Source organism: Rhodovibrio salinarum DSM 9154, from assembly GCF_000515255.1.
Lineage (GTDB): Bacteria > Pseudomonadota > Alphaproteobacteria > Kiloniellales > Rhodovibrionaceae > Rhodovibrio > Rhodovibrio salinarum.
Genome location: NZ_KI911559.1, coordinates 2,244,665 through 2,265,759 on the forward strand (window position 1 = coordinate 2,244,665; position 21,095 = coordinate 2,265,759).

Consider the following 21,095-nt stretch of genomic DNA (forward strand, 5'->3'; position numbering starts at 1 on the left):
CGGCGGGTGTGGCCGGAGTGACGGCCGCTGACTACTGGAGCCGGTCCTCCCGGGAGGGCGTAGTAGGCCTCCATGGCCATGAGCCGCAAAGGCGTCCACGTAAGCGCCCATAGCGCGCCGCAAAGAGGCAGCACGTCTTGCATTCTGTCGAGCAGGCGATGTGCCGGTGGGTACATCAGGAACTGGATCCGCGCGTCTCTGGTCGATGTGTCGCGGGCCCGGGTTGCTGTGCCGATACCTTATCGCCCCCGGTTTCAGTCCGCGACGACCCGTTCGACGTTGCTGTCGGTAACGTAAACGATCAGACCCCGCTGCGCGCCCAGCGCATTGAGATAGTCGCGTAGCTGGCTGCGGTACTGCTCCCGCTTTTTTAGGTCGGCGGCGACGTCGGACTTCCAGTCAACCACAACCGTCGGGCATCCCTGGTCGTCTGTAGCGACAGCGTCGGCGATCCCCGTGAGGATCGTCTCAACGATGTCGTCGACATTTGAAGCCATCACAGCGACCTCGGGTACGAGCATGTCGCGAATCTCGGCGATCTCAGGGCAGGCGAGGGCGCGCTCGACGGTACCGGCCATCTCCAAGGGCACCGGCCCTTCGGACGGGTCGTCCGCCGGTGCGACACCGAGCTGGTCCAGGAGATCACCCGCACGGTCGACCAGGCCCGTCTCCGGCGTCTCGCCCGTCAGCACTTCCTCGAGCAGTTTGTGGATGACCAGCCCGCGGGTGGTCGACCCCTGTATCGCGGCGGGCCCGGCGACGACAGGGCCGTCCTCGTCGTTGAAGACGACGACCTCGGCCTCGCCGTCCCCGGCGTAGCCCTCGTGGCGGCTGGGCGACCGCCGGCGGATCGTCGGGCGCGCCGCCGCCACCCGCTCGGCCTCGGCGCGGAAGGTCTCAGCGTCCTGGTTGTTGGTCGCCGGCGCCGATCGCTCGGGCAGCCCGGGCGCGAAGCCGCTGGTGTCCAGGCCCGGCAGGGCGTCGACCCCCAGGTCCACGATCTTGTCCCAGGCGTTTGCGTCGGTGCCGGCGTCGCCGTGGGGTAGGACCAGCAGCTGGGCTGCCCGCGTGCAGGCGACGTACCACAGGCGCACCCGCTCCGACCCGCGCTCGCGCTCGTTCTGATCCAGCGTCGCCTTGTAGTCCGGTGGCGGCGGGCCCATCCGGGCGACGGGCATGTGCAGGGTGTCGTCGGGCCGGCGCAGCTGCGGTCCGTTCTCTGACTGCGGCGCGCCTACCGCGTTGACGGGGATCACCACCGGCCACTCCAGGCCCTTGGCGGAGTGCATGGTGATCACCTGCACCGCCTCCTGCTGGGCGTCGGGCCGCCCCTCCGACTGGCCGGCGGAAACCTCCCACTTGTCGCGCATGTCGCGGGCGAACGCCTTGAGACCGCGGACGGCGTAGGGCCGGGCAAGCTCGAGGAACAGGTCCACGTTGGCCAGCGCACGTTCCGCCGCGCCTGGGTGGCGGCGCTCCAGGATCGGGCGCACGCGCATCTCCTCAACGGCCTCCGCCATCAGCTCGAATGGCGTGGTCGTCCGGGCCCGGGCGCGCAGCCCCCTGAGCACCCGCAGCGTGTTCGCTGCCACGGGCTCGGGCAGGGCGTCCGGGTCGGCGTTGAGGTTGAGCGCCGGGATGCGGTCCGCCCGTTCGGGATCCCGGGGCAGGGCGTGCACGCAGTCGAGCAGCTGTTCCTCCGTCAGCCCGACGAGTGGCCCGCGCAGCAGCGCGCCCAGCGCCAGGGTGTCGCGCCCGTCGGCGAGCACGCGCGCGAGCGCAATCAGGTCGAGCACCTCCTGGCGGCGGAACGCGCCCTTGCCGGCCTGGGTGGCGATGGGCAGACCGGCCTGTTCCAGCGCCGCCTCGTAGATCCAAAGCGAGGTGCCCACGGGCGCGATCAAGGCGATGTCGCCCGGCCGGCACGGCCGGGTGCCTCCCTCCGCGTCGTCGTCCTTCACCGGGTGCGAGCCCACGAGCTGCCGGCATAGGTCGGCGACGGCCGTGGCCTCGGCGCGGCGCATGTCGTCGACGGTCGGGTCGTTGTCGGGATCCGAGCTCTCCACGGTGACGTCGAGCCGGGTGACGCGCGGCGGATCGCCCTCGGCGTCCGTCTTGGTCGCGGAGAGCGCCTCGAAGCCCGGCTGGTCGGCAGCCGAGAGCGGATCGGCGAAGGTCGTGTTGACCCAGTCCAGGATGCCGGCCTGGGAGCGGAAGTTCGCCGTCACCGTCAGGCGTTCGCCGGCGCCGGCTTCCAGGGCGTCGCGCGCGGCCGTGTAGGCGGCGATGTCGGCGCCGCGAAAGCGATAGATCGACTGTTTCGGGTCGCCGACCAGGAACAGACGGCCCGGCTCCGGTACCCGCTCGGTCCAGGAAGCGTCGGCGGACTTCTGGGGCGCGACTTCCGTGAGTCGCCACAGGATGTCCGCCTGGATCGTGTCGGTGTCCTGGAACTCGTCGACCAGGACCTTCTGGTACCGCTCGGCGAGCTTCTTCCGGACATCCGGGTGGTCGCGCAGGAGGTCGCGCGCCGCGTACAGCAGGTCGTCGAAGTCCATCAGCGCGGCGTTGCGCTTGTATTCGGCGTATCGCTCCCGGATTTCGGCGAGTGCGCCCAGGAAACCGGCGGCGAGGGCGCCGGACGCCTTTTCCAGCAGCGCATGGAGGGCGGTCTCTGCGTCCGCGTAGGCGGCCTGGGCGTCCGTGTTCGCCCGCTCGGCCTCGCCCTTGGACGCGCCGCGCCGCTGTCCGGCCGCGACGACCTTGCCCTTCCGGCCCCAGGCCCGGAACGCCGTCGTGTCCTTCTTCATCGCTGAGATCCGCGGCGGCTCCGCGAGCGTCAGCAGGCCCGCGGCGTCGGGTCCGCTATCGAGCGCGCCCGCGAGCGTTTCGCGGAGAACCCGCAGTTCTCCCAGCAAGGTGTCGCAGCTCTCCTCGCCTAGGCCGTTGACGTTGCGGGCGAGCGTATCGACGGCCGCCTCGAAGTCGGCCAGGTCGGCGCGGTCGAGGGTCACCGGCGGCGGCCCGGCGGTGCGGTTGCGTCGGAGGATCGCGGCGCCTTCCTTGATCTTGGCGATCGCGTGATCCGGGTCCCGGAACAGCATGTGCGCCAGGAGGTCGTCGGCGTCCGACGGTCCGTTGCCGGCGGCGGACAGGTGCTCGCGCAGCCAACGGTCACGCAGCTCGTCGAACACGATGTCCGTCTGCGCCGGGTCCATCATCGTCGCGCCCGGGTCCGTGCCCGTCTCCACGGGGTAGGGCCCGATCAGCTGCTTGCAGAACCCGTGGATCGTCGTGCAGCTCAGACGATCGAGCCGCCCGCGCGCGGTCCGGAGGTTCGCCGCCTGCGCGTCCGTGGGACCGCCCGGGAACGCCGCGGCCAGTTCCCGCGGGACATCGTCCTGGACAACGCCGTCGACGAACCGGGTGACGCGCTGGTGCAGGGCGCCGGCGGCGAGCTCGGTGAAGGTGATCGCCGCGACGTTGGCCGGGTCGTGCCCGTCGGCCAGCAGCCGGACGACCCGGCCGGCCATGAGTGCGGTCTTGCCGGTCCCGGCGCCGGCCTCGACGAGCAGCGTGCGGTCGTGCGCGACCAGCGCGGTGGTGCGGGCGTCCTGGTCGATCAGGGTCATGGCAGGCTCCAGGCGTCGACGAGCTCGCCCAGGCGCGCCCGGAACAGCCCGCGCTTGTCACGGAAGTACCGGTCCTTGGCGTCGCCGGGCAGCGCGAAGCGCAGATCGTTGTACTTGTCTTCCGTGCCGTCGCCGGGCAGCGCGAGGCCCTGCAGCAGCTGCTGCCGGCCGAGATCGATGTAGTCGGCCAGGGTCCTCAGCGTCGCCGCCGGATCGTCCAGCGTCAGCGCCTTGTCGGCGAACGGGTAGACGAGGCGCGCGTCCACGGGCGTCCCGCCCAGAAGGGCCGTCACGGCGAAGCCGTAGAGACAGCGCTGCACCTCCTTGCCGCCGCGGACCTCGATGCGTCCCTTGGGTAGCTTGCCCGTCTTGTAATCGACCACTGCGGCCGCATCCGCGTCACCGGACAGGTCCAGCCGGTCGATGCGGCCGTTGATGGTGACCTGCGTGTCCGGGATCTGTACGGACGCGTGAACGTCCCACGGCGGCGTGTCGCCGGAACCCTCGTCGTCGCGCCAGCCTGTCTGGCCGAACGGGATCTCCGTCAGGCTCCGTTGATCGGGCAGGGCGCCCGGACCGCCGTCACCAAACTCGGCGGCGAAGGCCGCCGGCACGGCTGCCTCGGCCTGGCGCAGGTGACGGCGCCAGATAAGCGCCGGCGGCACGGGGTACTTTTCCGTCCAGTCGGGCGCGATGCGCTCGACGGCCGTGCGCGCGGCCCCCGCGATCTGCTCAGCGTTCGCGTTGGCGATACCCGGGCCGGCCTCGAGTGCGCGCGTGGCGTCCTGGAAGACGGCGTGGACCAGGCTGCCGAAGGAAAGGGCGTCGAGCACCAGCGGCTCCTCGTCCGCCGCCGGCTCCTCCCACCGGAGGATGTCGCGCCAGACGTAGCCGAGCGGATCGCGCAGCATGCGCTGGATCGCCCCAGTCGACTGCGGCCGGGCGAGGGCCTCCGCGACGATCGGGTGGTTCGCGCGGATCAGGCCGTCGTGGGCCGTCACCTCGTCGACGTGCCAGTCGCGCCAGCAAGCGCGCGTGCTGCGCGCCAGCGCGGTCTGGCGGAACTCGTCGGGCCGGGCGAGCAGCCGGTCGGCCTCGCTCATCACGTGCTCGGCGACGCGGGCCCGCTCCAGGTAGGTGACGGGGACGTCGTCGGGCCACAGCGGGCTCGGGCCGAGCTGACGGCCCTCGGCGTCGCGGCGGCTGTGCGACAGCACGACCGACGTCGACGCGCCGGTGACCAGGGCACGGAAGTCGCGCTCGTCGCGCTCCGGCACGGGCACGGGATCAAGGTCCTCCTGGCGCACGACGTGGTCGGGCAGCAGCGGGTCCTCGCCGTGCCGCCGCGGCCACGCGCGGCTGGTCACCCCGATCAGCCGGGTGTACGGGCGCGGGGCGCCGGCAACGGTGCTCGCCGGGCCCCAGATGATCGCGCCCGCTGGGTCGACCTCGTCGGGCAGGCGCAGGCCCTGGAGGGTAACGTCCAGCGCATCGGCGGGCCCCTCGGCGAGCGCCTGGCGCCAGATCGTCCGGCTGACGCCCGACAGCAGTGCCTCGCCGACCTCGCCGGCGTGCTCGGGACCCAGCTCCAGACGCTCGACGAGATCGATCAGCTCGACGGAGAAGTCGTAGCCGTCCGGCCACTCGGTCACGCGGGCGAGGTAAGTCCGCCACAGGCGGGCGCTCGTCAACGGCGCGTCCCGCGGCAGGACCCGCGTCCAGGCCGACGGCAGGTCCTGCAGCCGACCGCACTGGCTGTGCAGCAACGGGACGAGCCGGCGCACGCGGTCCTGGGTGAGTCCGTTGAGCAGGACCTCGGCCAGCGCGGCGCAGACCTGGCCCTCGCCGCACGAGACGACGGGCCGGCCGTGGGCGAAGTGGAGGGGGATGTTGGCGTCCCGGCTCATCGCCTGGAAGTGCACATCCCAGTCGGCCGGGCTCGCTGCGGCGATGGCGATGTCCTGCGGGCGAGCGTGACCCGCGGCGATCAGCTCGCGCGCCCAGCGCAGGGCCTCGATCGCCTCGTGCCGCGCGTTCGCGCAGCTGACAGCCGTCCGGGCAGGCGTCGCAGGCTCCGGCTCGGCGAGCCGGATCGCGGTGCCCGGGATCCAGTCCGGCGCGGGCCGGCTGCCGGGTATCCAGTCGACGGTCACGAACTCGGCCAGGGCCGTCAGGAAAGGCTGCCAGATGGGTGGCAAGTCCGGGACGCGGTGAACGGTGACGGGCCCGAGCACCGCTGGCGCGTGTGCGAGCCGCGCCCGGGCGGCATCCGCGAGGTCGCGCGGCCGACGCATGGACGGCCGCAACCGGGCGCACGCCGCCGCGTCCAGTGCCGCGAGGGCCCGCTGGCGCGCGTCCCCGTTCGCGAGGTCGAGATCAGCGTCCCATGCGCGCTGCAGCGTCACCGTCGTGGCGCGGGTCATGCCCGGGAGCTCCCGCACCGGGTTGAGCGGGCCGATGTCCGTGTCCGCGAGGGCCTGCTGGATGGCGTCCTGGAGGTGCGCTCGTGGGATGGGCTGCAGGAAGCCGCCGGCCAGCCGGGCGGCCGCCTGGTCGACGCTCAGCACCTGGCACCCGTGGTCGCGGTCGCGGGCGGCGCGGGTGCGGGCCTCACGGGCGGCGAGCGCGGAATCGACGATAAATGTTCGGCGCAACGCTTGGTCCCCTGATCGGGTCTTGACCACCTTGTCTAACATATCAACGGTTGCAACCGCTTGTCTTCCCACCCTCCTCATGCCGATGTCGTGGTCCTGGCGCTGAGGCGTTGCCAAGGCGCTTTTCAGCGCGTTCCCGTACCTCGGCAGCCGTGATCCGGGATGATCGCGGCAGCCAGACCGTCGCCTGGTACCAGCCATCTTCTCGTCGAATCGGCACGCCCTCTTGCCAGCGGATTAGTCCGCCAGACGCTTCCACGGTGTCGGTGAGCACGGCGAGCACCTCGTAGTAGTACGGGCCAATGATCAGAGCCATCATGGTGGCTTCTCCACATGGTTGGGTGGGTTCAGAGCAAGGACTGGGAGAAACGTGTTCCCGGCTAATCGCTCAGTTGCACGGCGAGAACCGCGCCTTCCTGGTAGTAGGCAACAACGGAGTCGTCGCGCTGACGGCGAACTTCGAAGCGGCCATGGCCTGATCCCCTCAAACCGTTCCAGGCGCTATAAGAGAGCGTCTGGTTTTCGAGGAGATCGGAGATGGCACGACGGAAGCGTTCCCCGGAGGAGATCATCGGCAAGCTGCGCGAGGCCGAGGTGCTGCTGGCGCAGGGCAAGAAGGTCGGCGAGGTCTGCCGGTCCATTGGCGTCACGGAGCAGACCTACTATCGTTGGCGCAACGAGTATGGGGGCCTCAAGGTCGACCAGGCGCGGCGGCTGAAAGAGCTGGAGCGGGAGAACGCACGGCTACGGAAGGCAGTCTCGGATCTGACGCTGGACAAGATGATCCTCAAGGAGGCGGCGTCGGGAAACTTCTAAGCGCTGCCCGCCGTCGGCGCTGCGTGGCACACGTTCGCCAGCTGCTCGGCGTGTCCGAGCGTCGGGCCTGCCGGGTGCTCGGCCAGGCCCGCTCGACGCAACGTCATGTGCCACGACGCCGGGACGACGAGGCAGCGCTGACCGCGGACATCGTAGCGCTGGCCAGCGAATACGGCCGTTACGGGTACCGGCGTGTCGCCGCGCTGCTACGCGCCGACGGCTGGGCGGTGAACACCAAGCGCGTGGCACGCATCTGGCGGCAGGAGGGCCTGAAGGTGCCAACCAAGCAGCCCAAGCGCGGGCGCCTGTGGCTCAACGACGGGTCCTGCATCCGCCTGCGGCCGGAGTGGCGCCACCACGTCTGGGCCTACGACTTCGTGCAGGACCGCACGCACGGCGGCCGGCCGTTCCGCATGCTCACGGTGGTCGACGAGTTCAGCCGGGAGTGCCTGGCCATCCTGGTGGCGCGCTCGCTCAAGTCGGACGACGTCCTGGCGCTGCTCGGCGAGCTGTTCGTGGCGCACGGACCGCCGGGCTACATTCGCTCCGACAATGGCCCGGAGTTCTGCGCCAAGGCCGTGCGGGAATGGCTCCAGCGCCTGAATGTCGGCACGCTGTTCATCAAGCCGGGCAGCCCGTGGGAGAACGGCTACTGCGAAAGCTTCAACGGCAAACTCCGGGACGAGCTGCTCAACGGGGAAATCTTCTATACCCTGTTGGAAGCCGAAATCCTGATCGAACGCTGGCGGCAGCACTATAACAGCTGCCGCCCGCACAGCGCCCTCGGGTACCGGCCGCCGGCGCCCGAGGCGATCGACCCGGCATCGGCCGGTCTGGCTCCGCTACGCTCCGCCAGCCCGCCCGATGCCTCAAGCGTGCTCCTGCACTAACATTGCGGGTGGCACGATCATCGGGGGCAGGCCACGTCGCCGTCGCCGACAGCGAAATGCACTAGGATGTTTCCGGACATCGGTCGTCTCCTCTCGTCGTTGTCAATTGGCAACTCTCGATCACGACTTGGGGACGGCTCGGGATTTTGGGCAGCTCATCGTTCCAATTTTTTTGAGGCCTTGGCGATTTTTTATCCGGTAGTTTGGACAGAGGGCGGCCTGGCCCTATGCAGCGCGTCGCGTGGCAGCGCACAGGCCGCTGTACCGGTGTGTTGACAACATCAACCGGCTGTATCGGCCGCCGTTACCACAGCCGCACGGCACCAATGTGCGGGTGTACGGGCTCGCAATTTCAGCTGTCGGTGCGATTGCTTCAGGTGCCTGCGAGTTGGCAGATCAATCGTGCGGGCCTGTCTAGTTTTCAGGCCATCCTATGGGCGCTGATCTCTGTGGCGCAGGAGGTCAGCCGCTCGTTCAAGTTCGGCTGCCGCTGCCATTCCGCTGGCGTGCAGGTTGTACGGTTCGATCGAGCGTGGGTCCCGGTGATCGAGCATCCATGGCGTCAGGCGAAGCAACGTCGGATCAGAAATCGCCTCCGCGATACTGGTCGCGTAAATCGTCCGCACGATGTGCACGCCGATGGCTCTTCCCAGACCGACAGGCTCCGGAGCGGCGGTTCGTTTCCGCATCTGGCGCCACAACTGGTCGTGTCGGACAGCTTCGCCCTGTTTTCCGATCCAGACGTCGCCCCGGTCCGGCCGATCACCGAGCAGGATCGGTCGGAACTGTTGCCACCAGATATCGTGATAGACGCCGAGATGCTGGGAAGGGTAGGGCGTGGTCGAAGGCGACCCGTTCTTCGTCCTCGCGAAGACGATCGTCTCGGGTGTCCCTTCGGCGGCCAGCAGAAGTGTGACGCCAACCTTCAGCGACGTGATGTTCGATCGGCGCTTCGGTCGCAAAGCGAGCAGGGCGATGAAAAGGCCGTCCCGGTACATAGTCGCTGCTTCCACCGTGCGAGGCATGTCGACCGCGCGGTGCATCATCCGGATACCGAAGAGGTAGAGCTCATCGATCGGAACGAACTGCGCGCGTTTATCTCGGCGGGCTTCGGCCAGCCGTGCCATTGCGCGCCAGTCGTGCTTGAGCCAGGCCCAGCCCTGTTCCGGGTAAAGACTCCGGCAGGCAGCGTAGATCCGGCCGACGTAGTCGGCGAGGCTGACATCGGAGATATCCGAGTTTTCGCCGACGACCGCTTTGACGAAAGCGTCCAGGCTGTCGGGGGTCGGGATTTGGGAAAAATCGTGTTGAGCGGCCAGACGCTGGTAGCGGTCCCACGTCGCGAATACTGCTGATCGCCGCGCCGGTGACCAGTTCGCCGTGCTCTTCGCCACCGGGGCATCCGTCGCTGCTGGGCCCGGCTGCCTCTTGCTCCGCGGCGTCCACTGCGAAGATTTTGCACGCTGTCGGAGGCGGTCCGACACGCGGACATTACTCTGCGCCAGGCGTTGTCGCTGTTCGGCGGGCCAGTACTCGCCTTCACGCCGCATGCCACGCTCGGTTCGGCCCTGACGCGCACTTTCACGGGCTCTTCTCAGTGTTGCGCGGCGATCGCGATTGCGCGCCTGAAACGGGGTCCAGTCGACGTCGGGGTACAAGATAACGAGGGCATATACGAGTTCCTCCGTATAGGTGATCGCGGAGGAAGGCTTTAGGGTCGCCTCGACGTCAGCGCAGAAGGCATCGACCGCATCGGTGACTTCATCTTTCCCGAGGTCGGGCGTGCCAGCGTGCGCGAGCAGACGACCATACGCTCGGGCGATGCGCTGGCGGTACCTGGGGGACCAGTCCTGTGGGACCCGGCTCGACGACCATCGTGTGCGGGCTTGATCGGGCCAACTGTCGACCGGCGTGGACGGGAATGCGGCGGGCATGCGTGCGCTCTTAAAGATTGGCGATTCGACGCCGGATGTCGTCCGGCATCCGTGTGTGCTCGACGAGCCGGGTGACGTGGTCATCGAGTGCTTGAGCCGCCCATGCGCTCTTCATCTCGACGTACACCCGGGTCGCCCGCGAACCCTCGACGTGACCGAGCAAATCGGCGACCAACTTCATGTCGGACGTCTGCAGCAGGAGGTACCCGCCCATTAACTTTCGCCAAAGGTGCGGGTTCACCGTGTGTCCGAGCCAAGTGTAAACCCTCGCCCGGACATCGGCCCCGAGGCGCGTAGTCGGCTGACCTGGGATTTGACCGGGGAAAAGATGCGGGTTCAGCCGATCGTGTGCAGCAAGAAGGGGGCGGTAGTGGAGGATAAACGTTCGGATCAGCTCAGCCTTCCCGACGCTGAGGCGGGCCTGTTGCTTGCGTCGGCCCTTTTTCCTCGTCTTGCTGATCCGGTAGTAGAGCATCGCGGGGCCGCCGGGCTTTGCCGGCAGCATGATGTTGGTGTCGAGTAAGGTCCGGGTCAGATCGCCCCAACGGACCGGCAGGGTCTGCTCGATCAGCATGGCGACAGCCGCTTGCACGTCGCGGGCCATGTCCCTGGTCACAGGACATCCGCGTTGCCTCTGTTCCTCGTTCCGTTTGATGATCCAAATAGGCAGGCTGAGAAGGCGCGCCATGGTTTCGGCGTCGCCCAGGAAGGGCGCCAAACGCCGGCGATCACGATCCGACAGGCCGTCTGAGTCCTCCCGTTCGGTCGCCAGCTCGGCACGGAGCGCCCGGAAAGTTAGAAGCTCGTCGGCGGTGATATCCGGCACCCAGCGTCTGGCGATCGAGGATGCGTGTTTGACCAGGTTATCTGCGTAACCGGTCGCCAGCCCGAGGCGGGGCGAGACATCTTCGTGAATGACGTGGGCGACCAGCTCGGGCGACGCTATGTCCGTGATGCTCGCCAGTTCGTCCGCCGTGACCAGGCCCGTGCGCACAGCGGCTGACGCCAGAAAGCGCACGCTTCCTTGCTGAGCGCGCAGCGTGCTGTCTTCGAGCGGCGTGAGGTCGCCGAGCCGCATCTGGCCGTCGAGCTCGGCCTGATGCCGCGGCTGGCGCGCCCGCGCGCGTTCTAGCAGCGTCATCTGCTCGTGGTCAGCGTATCCCGGAACGCCGCGCGACGCCGCGTACGCGAGCCAGCTTTCCTGGAAGCTGCCGGGGAACGCGCTCCAGGGCAGATCCAGCCGCTCTCGGGCGCCGAGCGTGATCGTGACGGCAGGCCAGCCATCGATGCTGGTTGCTGCGTAGTTCCAGGCGCTCCTGAGTTTGGCAAGCTTGCGATGCGGTGAGCGCGTGGAGAGGTCGTAGGCGTCGCGGAACGCCATATATGAAGCGATCGTCGTATCGGTTACGTCAGCCGGTCGGACGTCTTGCGCGTCGCAGTACCGGATTAGAGGACTCAGGCTGGTCGCCAGCCAGCTCTCGTCGATCTGGTCGTACAGCGCCCGCCAGTCGGCGCTCACGCCCATGATCGGCTTGGTCTGGCGCGGGATCGCGCGGGCCGTCTCCAGCCCGCAGCGGACGCTCGACAGCACATCGTTCCATCTTTTTTGTTTGACGCCGAGTGCAGCCGGTCCCCAGCCCTGTTCGCGCATGCGGTTCGAGAGCCAGCGGGCGTCGGCCGGCACGGCGCCGGGATCTCGCTTCATCCAGTCACAGCAGAAAACTTTGATGTTTCGGATGCGCTTGTCCCGGGTGCCGGCGGCCAGCGTGTCATCGTCGCGCACGGCCGCAAGCACGTCGGTCATGTAGAGCCCCGCGCGCACCGTCGAGGCCAGGGCCTCGTTACCGCTGGCTGGAACGGTCTCGTCGCGCCCTGTCAAAACGGTCAGCGGCAGGCCGGTGTGCTCTGCGAGCGCCCGGAGCCCAGCGACATCAGGGTAGCGACTGCGCCCGCCACAGATGTCCGCGACGTATTTTGGCCCGCGCCCGATCGCCAGACTGAGCGCGCGCATGGACGTACCGGTTTCCTGGCAGTAGGACCGTAATGCGGCGGCGGCCGGGGAGGGCGTCGGCACGGCGCGGGCCGGGCGGGCTTGGCTCATGCGGGTACTCCGTCAGGGTGTCGTGCCGGCGATATGGGTGCGCGCCGCGATTTCTGGCACTGGACGCGCGGCGGTTTGCGCCAGATCGCGCCGGACGCCGCCGGACGCCGCCAGGTCGCGACATGGACGCCACCGGGGCGGTGCCACCCCGTGCGGGTGAAAACCGCCTGTCGGCGTCCAGTTCCCGTAACCTGTTGTTTTTTCTGGCACGCCAATCGGCGGGTTCGACCGAGGCATCAGGGCTGCTCTTCGGGCGTGCAACCGCGCCGGTTTCCGGGGATCAGATCGCCAGCAAGCAGGCGCTGGCGCAGCGCCTCGACCTCGTCCGGATCGAACAAAGCTTTTCGGTACGTTCCACCTCGGGTGAGCAGGTCCTGTTCGACGAACCTCTCGACCTGCCTTTCAGAATAGCCGAGGCGCTCGGCCGCTTGCTTTTTCGTCATGGTCGGGCTCCGGGAAAAAAAAGGGACTCGATCTTGAGATATCGATTTCCCGGAGCGTCACAACGCGGCTTGGCGAATTTTGTTGTACGGGCCTGAAGCACCGGCCGCGGCGCCGCTGACCTCGATAACGCCGGTGAAGAACGGGACCCAGCCAGACCCTGGGAGCCAGCCGTGGGGGAGCGAGCGCTGAGGGTATCAGCGCGCGCGCACGTCAATGGGTTGCAAAGTGCTAACCTCTGAAACCCAGGCTGCACCCACGCTGATCATCCTGTATGGACCGGGGCAGGGCACGCATGGATCGTCTACGTATCGCTGCTGGGGGTCGAGGATTTGCTCGATCCGCTTTTGCGGCTAGGACGAAGCTGAGCCAGAAATTCTTGGCGCTCCCGTTGCCAAGCTGCACGATCTGCCGCGTACGCATCCTGTAAGGCTGACAGCCGACCCTCAGCGTTTCCGCGCGCCGCTTCCGACCGTTGAATGGAGACCTCGAGCTCGGCGCATCTTGACCGAAGTTGCTCACACTCTTCACGGCACGACGCGAGAGCGGTGTCCCGCGCTTCGACGGTGGCTGTCGCTCCAGCCAAACGCGCGGCGGTCTGCCTCAAGTCGGCACGCGTGTCGTCGAGACTGCCGGTCGCCGCGTCGCGTTCCGCGATTGCGGTGTCGCGCGCCGCGAGCGCTCTCGCACATTCCTGGTCGGCCCGCTCCGACGCGGCTCGGGCCGCATCTGCGCCTTCTTTGGCTGCATCTCGGTCGGCTGCGATGCGATCGTGTTCCTGCTCAACGCATTTCAGGTCGTCTCGCAGTTGCGCCAATGATGCCGCGAGTTGGTTGTGGTCGCTACGCAGCCGATCACGCTCATGGCGAACGCGTTCGAGTTCGGCCTGCGTAGCGTCGAGGTCGTCACAAAGGTCCTGGGTTTCGTGGCTGGCCTCCTCGCACCGGGACCACGCATCGCTGATGCGTTTCTTGAGATGCTCGATCTCGGACTGGTGAGCCTCTTGCAGACGCCGCTGCTCCGCAGCGAGCTCTTCAGTAAGCGTTTGACGTATGCCGTCCTCGAGCCTTTGCAGAGCGCTGTCCACGCAATCGAGACCGGTGGAGATCGCCTTCGGTAAGTCCCGGGTATCAGAATTGGCTTCTTCGTTCTCAGACGGCAGTGCCTCCTCGCGGAGTTCACGCAGGCATCGCAGTATTGTCGTATGGCTGCCGCCGCCGAGACGAAGGCGTATTTGCGGAATCGATGGGCGAATGCCCTCTGCAGTCAGGTCGGCGACGGCATTCCGGACAGAGTCGAGTGTGGCGTACTGCATGGCGGTCCTCTGGGCATGGGATCGCCGACGATATGGGAGCGGCATGCGCAGATGGTCCCTTGCGATGGGGTATCGGTGCCGGACCGGTAGCACGGTTTTACGCCGGTGCACCGTTACACCCGTACAATTACAGCTTTACGCTTTTACACCTTACAGCCTCACCGACGTCGTAGGCGTCACGGAAAGCGTAGCCCTTGAACGAACTCCCATGAGGCGATCAATCGTCCATAGGCAGCGCTCTTGGCGCTGCATCTGTTCTCAGGGGGTTCTCAGAGAGGGTTCTCGGGCCCGAAAAATGGCGCTGTTTCAAGCCTTTGACCGATGGCTCTCGGTGGTGTGGTCCGGTGCTGTCGCAACTGCTGTCCGGGGATGTCGGAACTCGTGTCCGGTCTGGGCGCGGTTGTCGCATCAATGGAACCGTTATGGTGTCAGTTCACGGGACGTAACGTTTTGAAAAACCACAAATGGGGCTTCCCAATTGGGATCCACTTGGGCCCCACCTGCGGCGCTCGACGAGCGTAAGATCTGCATATCTCCGTCTATGTGCATTCTCGCCTATGCGTCATTTCGCATTGTCGGGGACCGCGCCTTGGTCGATCCGGCGATCGCGCCGTACCACGCCGGCCTTGCCCTGGCCGTGTGTGGCCACTTACCTTTCGGACATGATCGTGATCGACCGCCTCAAGCAGATATTCACACGCCGCCGGGGCCGCGCGGCGTGGATGATGCACCAGCTGAGGATTCCATCGAGGAAGCCAATCTACTTTGCGGCGTGTGAATTCAGGGTACCGGTCGAAGGCTTCCTGCGCGGCACGCACGACGGCATGGCGCAGAAGTGCCAGTCCCCGGCCCGCGCCCTCTGGTACAACGTTGGTTGGATGCCGGGCGTACAGCGCCCCGTGCTGTTGGCGCGTCAAGGCTACCGCACCGACATCGACCTGATGGCGACTGACGATGCGCCGCGCAACTGAAACTGACAAGGTTCAGCCACCCACTCGGGCCGAACGCCGCCGCGTGAGCTCCGTACGGCCTTTCATCGTGCGCGAGGTGTTCGGCCTGATGCTGGCGGCCCTGGTCGCAGCCTATCTGGTCCGTCACGGCCTGACCGTGCCACACACGCCCGATCAGCTATGGGAGCTCAACCCGCCGCTGATCATCGCTCTTATGGGATGGGTGCTCGACAGCGGCGAACGCCGCCGGGCCCTCATGCGCCGCGACCGCCTTTTCCACGGCCAGCAGTCCGAAGGTGTCCGGCGCGAGGCCGACGAGGCAATACGCGCGCTGCAGGCGCGGCGCTCCTAGGAGGCGGCGGGGTCGACTGGCGCGTCGTGGTGCCCTCGGCTCTTGCAACCGAAACTTTGGCCTCGACACCGAGCCCGCCACACGACTTCCGCAACGAGCCTGAGGTTTTCACCTCACAAGCGAGATCTTTGCCCGGCCGATGACAAACTCGTCCAGACTTAATCTCCCAAACAAAGGCGGTGAAATCGCTGATCGGTCGATGCGTATCAATATGTTGATCGTAGGTGGTGGGATGTCGCCGGGCTGAATTGGCTCGACTGTGAAACGCGCAGAGCCTGGCCCCGCAAAGGTGTTGTTCACAGGGAGTTGCGGCGCCGATTGTGGATCGGCGTCGGCGGCTGACCCCTCGAAATCCGCTTGATTCAGGTGGTTGTGGCGCCTATCGGCGTCGTGATCCCATGCCGATCAACACCGATCGGCTCGGTAAGTGCTTGATTGAGAACGGATATGCGGGCTTCATATCTGGTGCCCACGCGCACCTCTTAGGCGCCAACAAGGTTCACAAGCAGCCGGTAGTGAACTAGCAGGTGGCGGAGTAGGGGCCGGACGGGCTCCCGTCGGGCAGCGGCACGAAAAAAAACCGCGCCCCCAAGCCCCGATGACCCCTGGGGACGCGGATCGCGCTTTATAGCGGCACGTCCAGTTAATTGGTTGGCAGCGGCTTCACCAGGCTGAAGGCGCCGCGCAGCTCGCCCTTCTCGAAGCCGGTGGCGCCGTCGGCGGGGTAGTTCTCGTCGACCGCGTTGAGAACCTCTTCCTTCACCTCTGTGCCGTGACAGGCGAGGCAGGCTTCTTGGGTCGGGATCGCCTTCATGTAGTGGACGTAGCGCCGGCCGCCTTCCTCGATCACGGCTACGTCTTCCATCGTCTTGAAGCCCTCGCCGTCGGCGTGGCGCTGCTGGAACGACTTCAGCACCGCGCGCTCGCGCGGGCTAGGGCTGTTGCGCGGGTTGCGGACCCTGAGCGCGGTGCGGCCGATCGACCAGTCGCTCTCCGCTGATAGCGTGCCGCCGATCCGGGGCGCCACCTCGTTGCACACGCCGATCGCGTGCGTGGGCCCGCCCTCCTTGATGGCGGCGGTCAATTCGCCCTTCAGTTCCTGGAAGAAGGTCTTCACCAGCCCGCGGGCGGCCTTGACCTCCTCCTGCGGAACATCCGCGGCCTCGGCGTCCTGCGCGCCTGCGCGATCGGCTGGGACGGCCACGCCGGTGGCCGCTGCGAGCGCGACGGCGGCGGCGAGCGTACGCCGGATGTGCATTGTCATGTGCGCCTCCAAACCTTCCGTTCGGGTGGGATGAGAATTCGCAGTACGAATTCGTTATACCGAATATATATCGGGCGCGCGCGTCGCGCGATGCGTCGACCTGCCACGTGGAGAGCAAGCTCGGCGCCGGCGGCACGCGGTCAGGGATCGAGACCCGCGCTACTGCCCCAAAGCGAGCTTGATCGCTAGCCCGACCAGTGAGAGCGCGGCGACGCTGCCCGCCCACAGCACGCCAAACCAGGCGAGGCGTTTCCAGGCGCGGTCGGCGCCCGCGCGGGCAGGATCGGCGCGGTCTTCGCGGACCACGCCGATCGCCTGGAGGCAGTTGGAAATCTTGGCGCGCGCCATCAGTGATAGCCCTCGTTCGGGTCGACCTTGCCGCGGAACACCCAGTAGACGTAGGCCGTGTAGCCCAGGATCATCGGCAGCAGCACGGCCGTGCCGGCGAGCAGGAACCACAGGCTGCTGTCGGGCGCCGCGCCGTTCCAGATCGTCACCGAATGGGGCACGATGTAGGGATAGAAGCTGATCCCGATGCCGATGTAGCAGAGCACGAAAAGGCCGTTGGCGGCCAGGAAGGGCAGGGCGTCCGGCCCGCGTTGCAATCCGCGCGCCAGCAGCGCCGCGCAGCCCAGCACCAGTAGCGGCATCACGCCGCTGAGGACCAGGTTGGGCCAATCGAACCAGCGGGCGAGGTAGGCGTCGTTCAGCAACGGCGTCCACAGACTGACCGAGCCGATCGCCGCCAGCGTCAGCGCGCCGAATACCCAGGCGAGGCGCACGGCCTGCTGGCGCGGGTGGCCTTCGGTCTTCATCACCATCCAGGTCGCGCCCAAGAGCGCGTCGCCGACCACCAGCGCGCAGCCGGTCATCACGCTGAACACCGTCAGCCAGTCGAACCAGCCGCCGGCGTAGCTGCGGTTGGCGACCTCGATGCCCTGGACCAGCGCGCCCAGCGCCACCCCCTGGGCGAAGGCCGCCAGTATCGAACCACCTGCGAAGGCGGCCGACCAGAAGTGCTTGTGCCGCTTGCTGCGCCAGCGGAACTCGAACGCCGCCCCGCGGAACACCAGCGCCAGCAGCATCGCCGTCAGCGGCGCGTAGAGGGCGGGCAGGATCGTCGCGTAGGCCAGCGGGAACACCGCGAACAGGCCGCCGCCGCCCAGGATCAGCCAGGTTTCGTTGCCGTCCCAGACCGGGGCGACCGAGTTCATCATGATGTCGCGGTCCTGCTCGCTTTTCACCAGCGGGTAGAGGATGCCGATGCCGAGGTCGAAGCCGTCGAGCAGGATGTAGGCCAGGACCGCCACCGCGATCAGCGCGGCCCAGATGGTTGCTGGATCGATCATGGCGGTGTGCCTCCTATTCCGCGGGGAAGACCTTGTCGGGCGCGACCGAGGCCGCGGGCGTCAGCCCGGCCGAGCGGGTCGGCCCCTCGGGGCGGTCGCTCTCGCCGGCCTCCGGCGGCTTCGCCATCAGGCGCAGGATGTAGACCGTGCCAGCGCCGAACAGCGTGAAGTAGACGAGGATGAAGGCGACCAGCGAGGTCGCGACCGCTGGTGCGCCGACGGCTGAAGCGGAGTCGGCCGTGGTCAGCAACCCGTAGACCGTATAGGGCTGCCGGCCGACCTCCGTGGTGACCCAGCCGGCGAGTACGGCGACGAAGCCGGACGGCGCCATCGCCACGGCCGCGCGCTTCAGCCAGGTGTCGTCGTAGAGCTGCCTGCGCCGACGCTGGATCAGGCTCCAGAGGCCGACGCCGACCATCGCGAGGCCGAAGGCGACCATGATCCGGAACGACCAGAACACCCAGGCGGCCGGTGGACGCTGGTCTTCCGGGAAGGCGTCCAGACCCTTCACCGCGCCGTCCCAGTCGTGGGTCAGGATGAACGAGCCGAGGTTCGGGATGCCGATGGAATAGTGCAACTCACCGGCCTCGTCGTCGGGAATGCCGAACAGGTAGAGCGGGGCGCCGCTCTCGGTCTCGTAGTGGCCCTCCATCGCGGCGATCTTGGCGGGCTGGTGCTCCAGCGTGTTCAGGCCGTGCAGGTCGCCGGCCACGATCTGCAAGCGCGTGACTACGATCGCCATCCACATCGCCATCGAGAACATGATCCGCGCCCCGCGGTCGCGGCTGTTCTTCAGCAAGTGCCAGGCGCCCACGCCGCCGACCACGAACGCGGTCGTGAGGTAAGCGGCCAGCACCATGTGCACGAGCCGGTAGGGGAACGAGGGGGTGAAGACGATCGCCCACCAGTCATCGGGTACGAACTGCCCGGCGTCGTTGATCGCGAAGCCGGCGGGCGTCTGCATCCAGCTGTTTACGCTCAGGATCCAGAAGGTGGAGAACAGCGTGCCAAAGGCCACCATGGCGGTGGCGAACAGGTGCAGCTTCGGGCCAACACGGTTGAAGCCGAACAGCATGATGCCGAGGAAGCCCGCCTCCAGGAAAAAGGCGCTCAGTACTTCGTAGCCCATCAGCGGGCCTACGATCGGGCCTGCCTTGTCGGCGAAGGTGCTCCAGTTCGTGCCGAACTGGTAGGACATTACGATGCCCGACACCACCGTGGTTCCGGCTCACCGCGCGGCGGCGGGCGCGAGGGGGATTCTCCAGCGCCGAGCGGGCCGAGGCGGAGGCGATCGGCCGCTCCCGCGGCGGGCGGACCACGAAGTGCCACGGCGTCTGCGACGAACGCGGCCGGCTGCGGCGGTTCTGCATGACGGCCGGCCAGCGCAACGACATCGTGGCCGCCTGGGAACTGGTGGACGGGATCTCACCGGAGGCCGACGCGCTGATCGGCGACAAAGGCTACGACAGCAACGAGTTGCGCGCCTGGCTGGAAGACCAGGGGCTGACGCCGGTGATCCCGTGACGGGAATTGGACGGCCAACGCCCCGCCCAAAACGCCGACCTCTACCGAGAACGCAACCGGATCGAACGCGCCTTCAACCGCCTGAAGGACTACCGGCGCTTCGCGACCCGCTTCGACAAGCTCGCAACCACATTCGAAGCTACCGTCGCGCTCATCGCTACGCGAATATGGTTCCTGGTTTGAGAAGTCCAGACCCGCAGGAAAAAGGGCCGTGCGCTGCGAAGCGCACGGCCCTTTTCGTCAGGTGCGCGCAAGCGGCGGCTCCTCAGATACCGGCCGCGTGCGCTGTGCACGTGCGGACGTCACGCCCGCATGCTGCGCATCATCCAGATCTGCTTTTCGTGCGCGCCAAGGCGCTCGGTCAGCAAGTCCGCGGTGGCTGAATCGCCGTGCGCCTCCGCGACCGATACCGACGCCCGGAGCGTGCGGAGCACGGTTTCGTTGTCGGCGATCAGCTCGTCGAGCATCGCCTCCGCCGTCGGTATCTGTTCGTTCTCTTTGATCGAGCTGCGCGCCTTGAACTTGGCGTAGGTGCCCGGTGCGTAGGCGCCCAACGCCCGAATCCGCTCGGCGATATCATCCAGCGCATTCCACAGGTCGCTGTAATGTTCCTCGAACATGTTATGCAGACTGCGGAACCGCGGACCCTCGACGTTCCAGTGGAAGTTGTGCGCTTTTAGGTAAAGGAAGTAGCTGTCCGCCAGAACGTCGCACAACACGGTGATGGGTGTTTGTTCAGATTCGCTCTGAACGACTGCTTCATTCATCCTAGGTCTCCATTTGTTTAAGGTTTTCGGGCGTGGGTTTGTGTGATCGGCTTTACGGCCGCGCTGGGTTGGTAACCGGCCGGCTGGCGTCCTGCGTCCAGACGTGCATCGAGCCGTCGAAGAGCTGGGCGTTCTCGTTGCCAAGCACCTTCGACATCACGAACCAGGTCAGCGCGGAGACATGGCCGCTGTTGCAGTACGCGATCGCGCCATTGTCCATCGACGCGCCCTGGTGGGCGTAGACCGCGCGCAGCGTTTCCGTGTCCCGAAGCGTGGCTGGGCCCTTAGCTGAGACGTTCAGGGTGAAGGGCACGTTCACCGCGCTCGGGATGTGGCCGGCAGCGTAGACGTAGCCCGCCTGCTCAAGGCCGAGGTAGTAGGGCATCGGCCGGTTGTCGGTCAGCTGCACGCCGGCGTCGGTGCGTGCGGCGTCGACCTCCGCCACCGTGGCGAGCACGCTCTCGTCCGGGTTTCCGGAGGTGTAGTCGCCCGCCGTGATCTCGACCTCGCCGGTCGCCATGTCGTGCCCGGCCGCCCGCCAGGCCGCGTTGCCGCCGTCCAGGATCGCGACGTCGTCATGGCCGTAATAGGCGAATGTCCAGTAGAGCCGCGCCTGCGTGGTGATCTGCCCGGCAGCCTTGCCTGGAGAGGTGATAACCACAGGCTCGTCCGTGTCGACGCCGGCGTCGCGCATCAGCTGCTGGAAGGTCTCGGCGTCCAGGCGGACCTTCTGCCGCTCGACCCCGTCGATGACGCGCGTGGTACGCACCGCGTCCCAGCTAACGGGTGCGGCACCAGCGATGTGAGCCTCAGCAAAGGCGTCCAGATTGCGGCGCACGTCCAACACAGCGACCTCGCCGCGGTGCTCGGCCAGCCAGTCGGCGTTCACGACGGGACCGGGTGTCACGCGCTCGGCCAGTGCGGGGCTGACGGTGATCGCGCTCGCTGCGAGAAGGGCGGCGGCGATCGGAACCTTCGGGTATGCCATCGAGGTTCTCCTTATCGTGGCTATCTCTCCTCGGGAGATAAGCCACCTGTCACTTGTTGTGAAATGAATATGTTCGACCAGCTTGATCGAGTTTTTCGAACGAGCCGAGCGTCGGGAT

At 67.2% G+C, this 21,095-nt stretch carries 18 protein-coding genes; 6 read left to right on the top strand and 12 right to left on the bottom strand.

The features are described from left to right. Positions 1 to 254 precede the first annotated feature (254 nt). Genes RHOSA_RS0110375 through RHOSA_RS25130 form a run of 3 tightly spaced genes read right to left on the bottom strand, consistent with a single transcriptional unit; the run spans position 255 to position 6,605 of the window. The gene (locus RHOSA_RS0110375) at positions 255 to 3,632 is read right to left on the bottom strand and encodes a UvrD-helicase domain-containing protein (protein ID WP_027288610.1); all 3,378 of its coding nucleotides are present in this window, start codon (positions 3,630 to 3,632) and stop codon (positions 255 to 257) included. Continuing rightward, positions 3,629 to 6,328: a PD-(D/E)XK nuclease family protein gene (locus RHOSA_RS0110380; protein WP_051432035.1), complete on the bottom strand. Its 2,700-nt coding sequence runs from the start codon at positions 6,326 to 6,328 to the stop codon at positions 3,629 to 3,631. The genes RHOSA_RS0110375 and RHOSA_RS0110380 overlap by 4 nt, the downstream gene beginning before the upstream one ends. Before the next feature lies 1 nt (position 6,329). Further along, the gene (locus RHOSA_RS25130) at positions 6,330 to 6,605 is read right to left on the bottom strand and encodes a hypothetical protein (protein ID WP_156092680.1); all 276 of its coding nucleotides are present in this window, start codon (positions 6,603 to 6,605) and stop codon (positions 6,330 to 6,332) included. Between the two features lie 218 nt (positions 6,606 to 6,823). Between RHOSA_RS25130 and RHOSA_RS21835 the strand changes: the two genes are divergently transcribed. Continuing rightward, a protein-coding gene (locus RHOSA_RS21835) for an IS3 family transposase (RefSeq protein WP_156092682.1) occupies positions 6,824 to 7,992 on the top strand; the annotation gives its coding sequence in 2 pieces (ribosomal slippage) (positions 6,824 to 7,088 and positions 7,088 to 7,992; 1,170 coding nt in all). Between the two features lie 431 nt (positions 7,993 to 8,423). Here the strand turns inward: RHOSA_RS21835 and RHOSA_RS25135 are convergent. Next, a complete protein-coding gene (locus RHOSA_RS25135) occupies positions 8,424 to 9,926 on the bottom strand; it encodes a hypothetical protein (RefSeq protein ID WP_156092684.1) in 1,503 nt (500 codons plus the stop codon). Between the two features lie 10 nt (positions 9,927 to 9,936). After that, on the bottom strand, positions 9,937 to 12,027 hold the full coding sequence (locus tag RHOSA_RS0110405) for a site-specific integrase (RefSeq protein WP_027288614.1): 2,091 nt from the start codon (positions 12,025 to 12,027) through the stop codon (positions 9,937 to 9,939). A 122-nt stretch (positions 12,028 to 12,149) separates the two neighbouring features. On the opposite strand from RHOSA_RS0110405, the gene RHOSA_RS25515 reads away from it, so the two are divergent. After that, on the top strand, positions 12,150 to 12,566 hold the full coding sequence (locus RHOSA_RS25515; RefSeq protein WP_156092686.1) for a hypothetical protein: 417 nt from the start codon (positions 12,150 to 12,152) through the stop codon (positions 12,564 to 12,566). A 206-nt stretch (positions 12,567 to 12,772) separates the two neighbouring features. Here RHOSA_RS25515 and RHOSA_RS24725 read toward each other — a convergent pair whose 3' ends face one another. Beyond that, on the bottom strand, positions 12,773 to 13,783 hold the full coding sequence (locus tag RHOSA_RS24725) for a DNA-binding protein (protein WP_169816625.1): 1,011 nt from the start codon (positions 13,781 to 13,783) through the stop codon (positions 12,773 to 12,775). A gap of 662 nt (positions 13,784 to 14,445) precedes the next feature. On the opposite strand from RHOSA_RS24725, the gene RHOSA_RS0110425 reads away from it, so the two are divergent. Together RHOSA_RS0110425 and RHOSA_RS0110430 are read left to right on the top strand one after the other, a co-directional pair. Continuing rightward, on the top strand, positions 14,446 to 14,754 hold the full coding sequence (locus tag RHOSA_RS0110425) for a hypothetical protein (RefSeq protein ID WP_027288618.1): 309 nt from the start codon (positions 14,446 to 14,448) through the stop codon (positions 14,752 to 14,754). Positions 14,755 to 14,797: 43 nt separating this feature from the next. Then, entirely contained in the window at positions 14,798 to 15,085 is a 288-nt protein-coding gene (locus RHOSA_RS0110430; RefSeq protein ID WP_027288619.1) for a hypothetical protein, read from the top strand. 643 nt (positions 15,086 to 15,728) lie between these two features. Here RHOSA_RS0110430 and RHOSA_RS0110435 read toward each other — a convergent pair. From RHOSA_RS0110435 to RHOSA_RS21845, 4 genes are all read right to left on the bottom strand, one after another. Further along, a complete protein-coding gene (locus RHOSA_RS0110435) occupies positions 15,729 to 16,349 on the bottom strand; it encodes a Tll0287-like domain-containing protein (RefSeq protein WP_081728643.1) in 621 nt (206 codons plus the stop codon). Positions 16,350 to 16,508: 159 nt separating this feature from the next. Beyond that, positions 16,509 to 16,697 carry a DUF2474 family protein gene (locus tag RHOSA_RS21840; RefSeq protein WP_037256055.1) on the bottom strand — a complete coding sequence of 63 codons (189 nt, stop codon included), beginning with the start codon at positions 16,695 to 16,697 and terminating at the stop codon, positions 16,509 to 16,511. Beyond that, the gene (gene cydB, locus RHOSA_RS0110445) at positions 16,697 to 17,698 is read right to left on the bottom strand and encodes a cytochrome d ubiquinol oxidase subunit II (RefSeq protein ID WP_027288621.1); all 1,002 of its coding nucleotides are present in this window, start codon (positions 17,696 to 17,698) and stop codon (positions 16,697 to 16,699) included. The genes RHOSA_RS21840 and cydB overlap by 1 nt, the downstream gene beginning before the upstream one ends. A 13-nt stretch (positions 17,699 to 17,711) precedes the next feature. Further along, positions 17,712 to 18,911 (bottom strand): cytochrome ubiquinol oxidase subunit I, encoded by a 1,200-nt coding sequence (locus RHOSA_RS21845; RefSeq protein WP_437123666.1) that lies wholly within the window; start codon positions 18,909 to 18,911, stop codon positions 17,712 to 17,714. Positions 18,912 to 18,988: 77 nt separating this feature from the next. Here RHOSA_RS21845 and RHOSA_RS25740 point away from each other — a divergent pair, with 77 nt between their 5' ends. Together RHOSA_RS25740 and RHOSA_RS25985 are read left to right on the top strand one after the other, a co-directional pair. Then, on the top strand, positions 18,989 to 19,222 hold the full coding sequence (locus RHOSA_RS25740; RefSeq protein ID WP_280513701.1) for a transposase: 234 nt from the start codon (positions 18,989 to 18,991) through the stop codon (positions 19,220 to 19,222). A gap of 6 nt (positions 19,223 to 19,228) precedes the next feature. Continuing rightward, on the top strand, positions 19,229 to 19,405 hold the full coding sequence (locus RHOSA_RS25985) for a transposase (protein WP_081728646.1): 177 nt from the start codon (positions 19,229 to 19,231) through the stop codon (positions 19,403 to 19,405). Between the two features lie 119 nt (positions 19,406 to 19,524). Here the strand turns inward: RHOSA_RS25985 and RHOSA_RS0110460 are convergent, their stop codons facing one another. After that, positions 19,525 to 19,989 (bottom strand): Dps family protein, encoded by a 465-nt coding sequence (locus tag RHOSA_RS0110460; protein ID WP_027288622.1) that lies wholly within the window; start codon positions 19,987 to 19,989, stop codon positions 19,525 to 19,527. A 52-nt stretch (positions 19,990 to 20,041) separates the two neighbouring features. Further along, positions 20,042 to 20,977, bottom strand: coding sequence for a sulfurtransferase (locus RHOSA_RS0110465; protein ID WP_027288623.1), 936 nt, complete (start codon positions 20,975 to 20,977; stop codon positions 20,042 to 20,044). Positions 20,978 to 21,095 lie beyond the last annotated feature (118 nt).